Source organism: Cryobacterium sp. TMT1-62 (genome assembly GCF_004403145.1).
Lineage (GTDB): Bacteria > Actinomycetota > Actinomycetes > Actinomycetales > Microbacteriaceae > Cryobacterium > Cryobacterium sandaracinum.
In genome coordinates, this window is the sequence record NZ_SOGZ01000044.1 from 1 (window position 1) to 8784 (window position 8784).

An 8784-nucleotide genomic window follows, 5' to 3' on the forward strand; every position below is an offset into this window, starting at 1 on the left:
CAACGTGACCGGCACCGCGACGGACAACGCCGGCAACACCGCTGACGCGACCGCAGCGGTGGTCAACATCGACACCGTCGACCCGACCATTTCGTACACTCTCAACCCGGTCGCCCCCGAGGGCAACGACGGCTGGTACACAACGGACGCGGGCGTCATCGTCCACTTCACGTGTGAGGATGTGGGAGGGTCCGGAATCGCCACGTGCCCGGGCGACACAACCCTGCCGGACGGCGCGAACCGGTCGGTGACGGGTACCGTGACCGACAAGGCCGGCAACACGACGACCGTGACGACGACCGGGATCAACATCGACTCCGTCGACCCGACCATCTCGTCCACCCTCGACCCGGCCGCCCCCAACGCCGCCGGCTGGTACGCGGCGGACGTCGTCGTCGGCTTCACCTGCCGTGATGCGGGATCCGGCATCGCCACCTGTGCGGGCGACGTGACCCTGGTCGAGGGGGCGGGCCAGTCAGTGACGGGCGCCGCGACCGACCGGGCCGGCAACACCGCGACCGCGAGCGTGTCGGGGATCGACATCGACACGACCGCACCCACCGTTGCTCTCCTGGGCGGCCCCACCGGTAGTTACCAGTACGGAAGCAACCCGGCCGCGCCCAGCTGTTACGCGACCGACGCCCTGTCCGGAATTGCCTCCTGCGTCGTGACCGGCGGCGGCACCAGAGTCGGGGATCACTCGTACCTGGCGACCGCCACCGACACGGCCGGCAATACGAGCACGTCGAGGGTCGCGTACACGGTGCTGGCCTGGTCCCTGAAGGGCTTCTACGCCCCGGTCGATATGGGAGCCAACGTCTGGAACACGGTGAAGGGCGGCAGCTCCGTCCCGCTGAAGTTCGAGATCTTCTCCGGTGCCGAACTCACCAGCGTCTCGGCCGTCAAGAGCTTCACCGCCACGGCCGTGACCTGCCCGGGTTCGTCCGCGGTGACGGATGCGATCGAACTCACCACCACGGGTGGCACGAGCCTGCGGTATGACTCGACGTCGGGGCAGTTCATCCAGAACTGGCAGACCCCCAAGAAGCCGGGTACCTGCGCCGTGGTCACCATGACCGCCCAGGACGGTTCCACGATCAGTGCCAACTTCATGCTGAAGTAGGCACCGAGCGCAAGCGGAACACGGAAGGCCCCGAGCGGAACTCGGGGCCTTCCGTCCTGCGCCCCCAGACGCGGGAATCGTGCCGGCCGCCGCGGCCCGCCAGGCTCTACGACCGAGGTGAGCCCCGCTCGCCGCGTTCGTCACGGAGCCGCTCGAAAGCGCTCTCGCGGTCCGTGAGGGCGAGCTTGCGGAGCACAGCCGAGACGTGCACCCGCACCGTCGTCGGCGACACGAACAACCGGGCGGCTACCGCCTTGGTGGAGTTTCCCTCCGCAAGCAACTCCATCACCTCCCACTCCCGCGCGCTGAGCTTGCTCGCGGCCACGGAGCGGCGCAGGAAGCGGCGCCGCGCGGGCGCCCGGAACTCGCCGAGCACCCGCAGCATGAGCTCCGGCGCCATGGCCGCCTCGCCCGCCAGAACAGCCCGCAGCGCACCCGGCAGAGCGCCGGGATCGGTATCCTTGAGCAGGTAGCCTGAGGCACCCGCGCGCAGGGAATCGAAGAGGTCGTCGTCGTCCTTCGACATCGTGAGCATCACGATGGGCGTCTCCGGCAGGCTCCGGCCGATCTCCCGGGCGGCGTGGATCCCATTCCCCGGCATGTTGATATCGAGCAGCACCACGTCGGGGCGGTGATCGAGGGCGAGCCGGATCGCATCCGCTGCGCTTGCTCCCTCGCCGCAGATTTCGCAGCCACCGGCCTCGAGGGCCTGGCGGATCAGCGATCGTATCGGGGCATGGTCGTCGGCGATGACGACGCGGATGCCGGTGCCGTCTACCACTGGACCGTCACCACGCTTCCGCCCGCGGGTCGTGCCTCCACGTTGAACGTGCCCGGAAGCGCCCGCGCCCGAGCCTGCATGCTGACCAGGCCGTAACCGGTTGTGTCGGTGCCGGCCGGCACATCGAACCCCACCCCGTCGTCCGCAATCGCGAGGCGCCGACGGCCTCCGGCCTCGCTGAGCCGGATGTGCACCCCCATGGCTTTGCCGTGGTGCACCGCGTTGGACACCGCCTCCCGGGTGATGCGCATCAGCGCGTGTTGCTGCTCCGAATCGACGGTGATGGCCTCATCGAGGTCGACCCGCAGGTCGATTCCGTACCTCGCGGCCAGCTCCGTGGCCGCCCGGTGAACGGTGAAACTCAGCGGCTCATCGCTCGTGCGTCCGAGCGCCTGCACGGCCGCCCGCGCCTCGTCGAGGGCGCGATCACAGGCGTTGACGATACGGATGCCGGATGCGACATCCACGGGAATGGCGTGGCTTTCCGCGCGGATATAGGCGAGCTCCTGAATCACTCCGTCGTGCAGCTCGCGGGCGAGCCGCCGCCGATCATCGAGCACCGCCGCGGTGACCTGCGCCCGCCAGTAGGTCCGGATCTCCCGCGCCGCGCCGACCAGCAGCAGCAGGTAGCAGCCGGTGCGGAGAAGATCCCCGGTGTAGAGCCAGTCCGTGTACAGGGATGGGAAGAGCACGTAGTTCAGGCGGGCGAACGCCCCGAGCGCACAGGCCGGGCCGAGCCAGCGGAGCAGTTCGTCGTCCCGTTTGGCCGACTGTGACGCAAAGGCCACCGAGGCGATGAAGAAACTCACGGCCGCCGCGCCCTGGGCGAGGAGCAGCACGGGATGGCCCGTCAGGAGCGCGTTCTCCGCGGACACCGGGGCGGAACCCGGGTCGAACGCCACGGGGAGCCGGTCCCGGCCGGTCCAGAGGGCGAGGTAGACCGCGGCCACCAGGGGGAGGGGAACCAGCGCCAGCAGCCGGCGCCGGAGCATCCGTTTCGCGGGTCGCGTGTGCGCCAGGGCAGCGGCCAGGATCAGCAGGGCGCCCACGACCCGGATGGCCAGCGGAAGCCAGATGTCGAGCGTTTCCGCGCGGATTCCGCCGAGCACCTCGGTCAGGTAGGTCAGGCCCAGGCCCGCCGCGGCAAGCAGCACGAGACCCTGGAAGAGCAGCAGATCCTGCAGCCGGCCGTGCCGCAGGAACCGACCGAACACGAGGGACGCCACCAGCAACGCCACGCAGGCGTCGACCGAGTCGAGAACGAGGTGAGCCGAGGGATCGCGGACCCCGAAGACCACGGCGGGGCTCCACAACAGGGCGCTGGTGACGGCCAGCCCGACGAGCCAGGCGGCGATGGTGAGTCGTGAGCGACCCGCCCACGCCCCGAGCGCGTGCACTCGCCGGTCAGGCTCTGCGCCGCGGGAGTCGTCCTGCGGATGCCCGGCCGGGGACAGCGGCGGGGCAGCGAAAACCGCGGGGGAGCGAAAACTTCGGGGTCCTGTGGTGCCCATGAGAATCGCCTTGGGAACGCGTTGCCGGAGCTGTCGGGTCAGCCGCTCGGGTGAGGCGATCCTAGCCGCGCCGCCTCCGGGCGGTCAGTCCCCGAATGGGGGACAAGGCAGACGGATGCCCGAACGCGCACTGCGCGTCCGGGCATCCGTTCTAATGCGGGTGCTAGTTTCCGGCGTGAATGTCCGCGTCGGCACCGGCCGCCGCGTCGGCACCGGCACCGGCGTCAGCCTCGGCAGCCACATGTGCCTGGACCCGCTCGGCGATCTTCTGGACCACGCTGCCGTAGTCGCTGCTGAGGGCGGATTCTTCGAGCTTCTGCGCGGCGGCCTCCTGCTCGGCGGCGGGCGCGTGCTTCAGCTCGGCCAGGTCGGCCTGCAGGTCGGCCGGCAGGTTGTCGAGGAGCGCGGGGTTGTCCGCCAGCTTGAGGGCCAGTTCCGTCACCGAGGATCCGGCGTCCGCGGTCGGGTCGGTGTCCGCGGTGCCCGGCGCGGTGCCGAGGTCACTGCCCAGGGCGGCCTCCACGGCGGCGGTCAACGGGTGCTCCGGGTTGTCCCGCACGGCCTCGGCGATCTTCGTGATCTCCTCGCCGTAGCCGCCGGCCAGCGCGGTGGTGCGCACGGTGTCGACGGCGGCGGCCCGGTCGGTCGCCCCGGAGGCGTCCGTGAGCGCGGTCAGGTCATCCTGCAGGTTCGCCGGCAGGGTGTCGAACAGCTCGGCGTGCTCGGAGAGGGTGGTGGCCACCTTCTGGGCCTTCACATTGCCGCTCTGCCCGTGGGAAAGGTCTGCGCGAAGTTCGGCCGAAAGCGACGCCAGGAATTCGCCGTTCGCCGTGGCGCCGGCATCCCCGCGCGTGCCGGCACTCGAGCTGAAACTCGTTGTGGGCTCGGCGCTCTGAGGGGCGGCGGTGGCGCCCTGCGCGCCGACGCCGAGAAGGGCTCCGGCGGTCAGCACGGAGGCGGCGCCGAGGGCGACGCGCTTGGTGCGGGAGGTGTCGGCTGCCGGGGAGATCGAGTGCTTGTTCAAAGTGGATCCTTTCGATTGCGGCGGCCGGTCGGCGAAAAACCGATCGACCGTTCGTAGTCATCGGAGGAGTTTAGGTACCGGGAGTGGGGGGCCGGTCCGTGCGGGCTGGGAATCGGGTTGGCTGCCCAGCTGTTCCGGTCGGGTGTGTCACCGGGCCCCGTCACCGTCCGGTGCGCGCACATTCGGGCCAGGGATACCGCCTGATCAGGGATTGAGAGTGCCAGGTCACGGGTGTTCGCCCGGCCGGGCGACCGGACCCGGCGGAGCCCCGGGACCTCGGGGCGATTACGCTCTGCGCGGAGAAACCGGCGGAGAAACCAGCGCGGAAACGCGAACCGTCGGGACCGCTCAGGGCGTCGGCAACAGCCCGTGCTTGCGGCAGGGCTGGCCGCCGACGAGGTTCAGGCACGAGTTGAACGCCGTGGGATAGCCCACGGCCTCCGACGCCCCGAACCACTGGTTGTAGAACCGCCAGAAGTTCAGGTTGCCGTGCGTCGAGCATCCGTCACCGTCGGTGCCCGGGCGTGCCAGCGCGGCGGAATTGGGCTGGTACGGCGTGTAGTTGTAGAGGTTCGCGGTGGCCTGATTCTCGATGGTGAGGGAGGACGCCCCGCAACTCGCATCCGGATTGAAACCCACGCGCACGGTTCCGATCTTGTAGGCGCGCTCGGGCTCCTGGGTGTATTGCCGGAACTGCCAGGCGGCACGGTAGACCTGGTTGAAGAAGCCGAAGTACGCTGTGTCGCAGTCGGCCGTGTCGGGGCAGCCGTAGCCGGTGGCGCGCAGATAACCGGATGCGCTCGGCCGGGTAAGCAGGGACTGCTCCTTCTGCAGCAGCACGAGCAGCACCTTCGGGCTGATGGAGCAGGCCGCGGACACCTTCGCGATGATGCGGGCGGCCGACTCGTTGCGGCCCCCGGGGTAGGCGGTGCAGTGCCCCTCGCCGTGGGCCGGCTGGGAGATCGTGTTCTCCTCGTAGTCGGCCAGGCACGGTGAGCCGTCACGGGGGATGCAGGAGCGCTCCCCCAGGAACGACTGGATCTCGCCCTCGTCCAGGGAGTCGGCGTTGTAGAAGTTGTAGTCGCTGATGATCGCACCGGGGGCGAAACCGGTAGGCGCGGCTGCTTCGTCGGTGGTGTGCACCGACGCGGCCAGCGCCAGGCCAGCGCCAAGCACGGCCAGAGTGACGACCATCGCCAGTGCGGTCTGTCGTCGACGCGGCGTGCCCAGGTACGTCATAGGGGAGACCTTACCGGGGCGCTGCGGGAAGGGGCTGGGAGCAGGCGGCCGACACGCAGCAGCGCGCGCGTCGCGACCCGGGCCCCCGGAGTAGCTTGGGGTCATGCCTGACACACAGCCAGAACAGACTCCCGTTTCCAGCGACAGCATCGTCGTCGGACACGACGGATCGGGTCACGCCGATCACGCCGTGACCGTGGCGCTCGACCTCGCCGAGCAGCTGCACGCACCGGTCGTGCTGGTGCGCGCGTGGTCCATCGACACGGCGCCGCGCCCGGCCAACTGGGAATTCGGCTATGTCGCGTCGATCGAGGACTATGCCGACGCGGTGCGCATTGAGCTCGGCGAGGCCGTGATGGCCGAGGTGGCCAAGCACCCCGACGTGAAGGTCACCTACCGGGCTGTCTACGCCAGTCCGTTGAAGTCCCTGATCGACGTGTCCCGAGGCGCACGGATGCTCGTGGTCGGCTCCCGCGGCCGCGGCGGCCTCAGCGGCATGCTGCTGGGTTCCGTGAGCGAACAGTGCGTGCGGCACGCCAAGTGCCCGGTGCTGGTCGTGCGCCCGAACACCTGAGCCGACCGCCGGCGGCGGTCGGCTCCAGTCAGCTCTGGTCGGCGTCGATCCGGTTGCCGACCGCGAACCAGGCGACCGCCCCGAAGACCGGCGCGCAGACGACGGCCAGCACCCAGCTCGCCCGCGCCGCCTGCCGCAGGTGGATGGCCCGGCTGATCTGTGTCAGGGCGGCGGCGATCAGCGCCGCGCTGCCCAGAACGGCGAGGCCGCCGAGTCCGAGTGCTGCCATCTGCACCATGCCTGCACTGTCGATCATTACGACCTCCCCTGTTGAACCCCCTGAGACGCCCGTTTTCCCCAATCACAGCGTCCCGTGCCTAAACCATACCAAACGGTATCTTCTGTGGGGTCGATTGAGGCAGATTGGGGCCGATTGAGGCAGAGACGATACAACGGATGCGCGGGGCCGTGTGCGACCCCGGTTCGGGCAGTCGCTACGCTGGAAACCGGAATAACCGAGGAGTGGAATGGCGCAGCAACAACGGGCGATCGGAACGCGGGCCGCGATCATCCGAGGTGCGGCGGTCGCCTTCCGGGAGCACGGGTACGGCAGCACGACCCTGGCCGGACTGGAAGTCGCCGCCGGAGTGAGCAAGGGTGCACTCTATTTTCATTTCGCGTCCAAGGAGGCGCTCGCGCTCGCCGTGATCGAGGCGCAGCACGAGGCCTCGATCGGATTAGGCCAGAGGCTGCTGGACGGCACGATGCCCGGGTTGCAAGCCCTCATCCTGATGACTTTTGAGCTGGCGGCGCAGGTGCGGGACGAGCCGGTGGTGAGTGCCGGTATCCGTCTCACCATGGAGGCCTCCAATTTCTCGGTGCCGGTGGTCGGTCCGTTCCATGACTGGATCGATGTCTGCGGGAAGGTGCTGCGACGCGCGATCGATGAAGGCGACGTTTCGGCCGATCTGAATGTAGAGGCCGCCGCGCACTTCATCAGCCCCGCCTTCACGGGTGTGCAGACCGTCTCCCAGGTGCTCACCGGGCGGGCGGACCTCTTCCAGCGGGTGGAGGAGATGTGGGCGCTGCTGCTGCCGGGCCTGCTCCCGGCCGGGCTTCCGGACGAGCGGCGGGCGAATCTGACCGCCCTGCCGGCCCAGGTACGGGCGAGCTGCGCCGCGGGCCCGGGCGCTGCGGGCGGGGTGGCGGATCGGGCCTAGGACCCAGCCGAAGCGCTCGACCCTCCGGCGGACGCGCGCGCCCGGCGGGAGCGCCACCACGCCCAGACCGTAGTCAGGATGCGCTTGAGGGCCACCGCGATGCGGTGCGCGGTGGGGAATTCCGTGCCCAGGATCGCGATTCCGAGGAAGACGACCAGCCAGCCGGGCCCCGGCAGGGGCACCAGGAGTAGCCCGATGACGGCCACCGTGGAGCCGAGCACGCCGACCACAGTGCGGTAGAGCCAGCGCAGCCGCGGATGCTGGTCCACCCAGGCGCGGCTCCGGCGCAGGAAGCGCCGGATCGGGTGCGCGGAAGTGCGTTCGCTGGCGATATCGCGCTGCAGGATGACGGTCATTCGCTCAGGTTAAGCGGGGTCGCTGGGAACCTGCTGCGCGGGCATCCGTCGCCGCTGTCGCCCCCATCGCCGCGGCGTGGCACGGGCCTCGGGGGTACTGTGTGTGGCATCTGGAGCAACATCCGGGTAACCACATCCAAGTGACTACATTCGGGTGACCACATTTGGGTGACTACATTCGGGTGACTACATTCGGGCAACACGGAGGAGACGAATCATGGCCGCACTTGCAAAACGCGAGCGTTTCGAAATGCCGGAGCCGGTGCGGCGCTTTTTCGAGGGCGACTGGGACACTCCGGCCCTGCGGGTGGAGGAATTCCGCGACGACGGCAGCCTGGTTGTGAGGGCGGAATTGCCCGGAATCGACCCGGAAAGAGATGTCGATGTGTCGGTCAGCGACGGCGTGCTGCACATCCAGGCCGAGCGGCAGGAAAAGACCGAGCACAAGGACAAGGACGGTTACCGGACCGAGTTCCGGTACGGCTCGTTCACGCGCGACATTGCGCTGCCCCGCGGAGCCAAGGAAGAGGATGTGACGGCGTCCTACCGGGACGGCGTGCTCGAGGTGCGCGTGCCGGTGCCCGAGGGTGCCGAGGAGCCGAAGAAGGTGCCGATCGCGCGAAGCTGAGCCGGTCGGGCGCCCGCGCGCTCGGCGAGAGTCGCCGATTGTGCCGAGAGTCCCTGTTGCACGGGCGATTCTCGGCACACGAGGCGACTCTCGACGATGCGGGGACCCTCCAGCCCCGAATGGGGGACGCAATGCGCCACTTCTCTTGACTCGCGTCGCCTTAACCGGTTTAGTTGGCTGTACCAAACCGGTTCAGGCTGAACCAGGAGAGAAGAAATGACGTACAACGCTGTTCGCTCACAGTCCCCCCGCCCGCGATCTCTGAAAGCCGTGGCCCTCACCGCCGCGGTCTCGCTGCTCCTGCTCGGAGCCGGCACCGCCGCGGCCGCCGCGGCACCGCCATCCGGTGCAGCCGGCGCATCCGGCGCACCGGCCGGAGTCGCCGCCA

The 8784-nt window shown here is 69.3% G+C and carries 10 protein-coding genes; 4 read left to right on the forward strand and 6 right to left on the reverse strand.

Annotation, left to right across the window (positions count from 1 at the left end; genetic code table 11):
- On the forward strand, positions 1-1123 hold a 1123-nt coding region (locus E3T34_RS15905; RefSeq protein ID WP_194087718.1), incomplete at its 5' end, for a PxKF domain-containing protein.
- A 106-nt stretch (positions 1124-1229) separates the two neighbouring features.
- Here E3T34_RS15905 and E3T34_RS12900 read toward each other — a convergent pair.
- From E3T34_RS12900 to E3T34_RS12915, 4 genes are all read right to left on the reverse strand, one after another.
- Positions 1230-1904 (reverse strand): response regulator transcription factor, encoded by a 675-nt coding sequence (locus E3T34_RS12900; RefSeq protein WP_134343221.1) that lies wholly within the window; start codon positions 1902-1904, stop codon positions 1230-1232.
- The gene (locus tag E3T34_RS12905; protein ID WP_134343222.1) at positions 1898-3415 is read right to left on the reverse strand and encodes an ATP-binding protein; all 1518 of its coding nucleotides are present in this window, start codon (positions 3413-3415) and stop codon (positions 1898-1900) included. The genes E3T34_RS12900 and E3T34_RS12905 overlap by 7 nt, the downstream gene beginning before the upstream one ends.
- Before the next feature lie 163 nt (positions 3416-3578).
- Positions 3579-4439, reverse strand: a complete 861-nt coding sequence (locus tag E3T34_RS12910; RefSeq protein WP_134343223.1) for a hypothetical protein — start codon at positions 4437-4439, stop codon at positions 3579-3581.
- 348 nt (positions 4440-4787) lie between these two features.
- Entirely contained in the window at positions 4788-5678 is an 891-nt protein-coding gene (locus tag E3T34_RS12915; protein ID WP_174843141.1) for a hypothetical protein, read from the reverse strand.
- Positions 5679-5781: 103 nt separating this feature from the next.
- Between E3T34_RS12915 and E3T34_RS12920 the strand changes: the two genes are divergently transcribed.
- Positions 5782-6252, forward strand: a complete 471-nt coding sequence (locus E3T34_RS12920) for a universal stress protein (RefSeq protein ID WP_104099266.1) — start codon at positions 5782-5784, stop codon at positions 6250-6252.
- A gap of 28 nt (positions 6253-6280) precedes the next feature.
- Here E3T34_RS12920 and E3T34_RS12925 read toward each other — a convergent pair whose 3' ends face one another.
- Positions 6281-6508 carry a PLDc N-terminal domain-containing protein gene (locus E3T34_RS12925; RefSeq protein ID WP_104099265.1) on the reverse strand — a complete coding sequence of 76 codons (228 nt, stop codon included), beginning with the start codon at positions 6506-6508 and terminating at the stop codon, positions 6281-6283.
- A 211-nt stretch (positions 6509-6719) separates the two neighbouring features.
- On the opposite strand from E3T34_RS12925, the gene E3T34_RS12930 reads away from it, so the two are divergent.
- Positions 6720-7412: a ScbR family autoregulator-binding transcription factor gene (locus tag E3T34_RS12930; RefSeq protein ID WP_104099264.1), complete on the forward strand. Its 693-nt coding sequence runs from the start codon at positions 6720-6722 to the stop codon at positions 7410-7412.
- Here E3T34_RS12930 and E3T34_RS12935 read toward each other — a convergent pair.
- Complete coding sequence (locus E3T34_RS12935) at positions 7409-7768, reverse strand: TIGR02611 family protein (RefSeq protein WP_104099263.1); 360 nt, start codon at positions 7766-7768, stop codon at positions 7409-7411. The two genes, E3T34_RS12930 and E3T34_RS12935, sit on opposite strands and share 4 nt — an antisense overlap.
- Before the next feature lie 217 nt (positions 7769-7985).
- On the opposite strand from E3T34_RS12935, the gene E3T34_RS12940 reads away from it, so the two are divergent.
- Positions 7986-8396 (forward strand): Hsp20/alpha crystallin family protein, encoded by a 411-nt coding sequence (locus tag E3T34_RS12940; protein ID WP_134343224.1) that lies wholly within the window; start codon positions 7986-7988, stop codon positions 8394-8396.
- Positions 8397-8784: the final 388 nt, after the last annotated feature.

Coding starts and splice junctions, on each gene's coding strand:
- E3T34_RS12905 (WP_134343222.1), bottom strand. CDS start 3,415: ATGGGCACCACAGGACCCCGAAGTTTTCGCTCCCCCGCGGTTTTCGCT.
- E3T34_RS12915 (WP_174843141.1), bottom strand. CDS start 5,678: ATGACGTACCTGGGCACGCCGCGTCGACGACAGACCGCACTGGCGATG.
- E3T34_RS12920 (WP_104099266.1), top strand. CDS start 5,782: ATGCCTGACACACAGCCAGAACAGACTCCCGTTTCCAGCGACAGCATC.
- E3T34_RS12925 (WP_104099265.1), bottom strand. CDS start 6,508: ATGATCGACAGTGCAGGCATGGTGCAGATGGCAGCACTCGGACTCGGC.
- E3T34_RS12930 (WP_104099264.1), top strand. CDS start 6,720: ATGGCGCAGCAACAACGGGCGATCGGAACGCGGGCCGCGATCATCCGA.
- E3T34_RS12935 (WP_104099263.1), bottom strand. CDS start 7,768: ATGACCGTCATCCTGCAGCGCGATATCGCCAGCGAACGCACTTCCGCG.
- E3T34_RS12940 (WP_134343224.1), top strand. CDS start 7,986: ATGGCCGCACTTGCAAAACGCGAGCGTTTCGAAATGCCGGAGCCGGTG.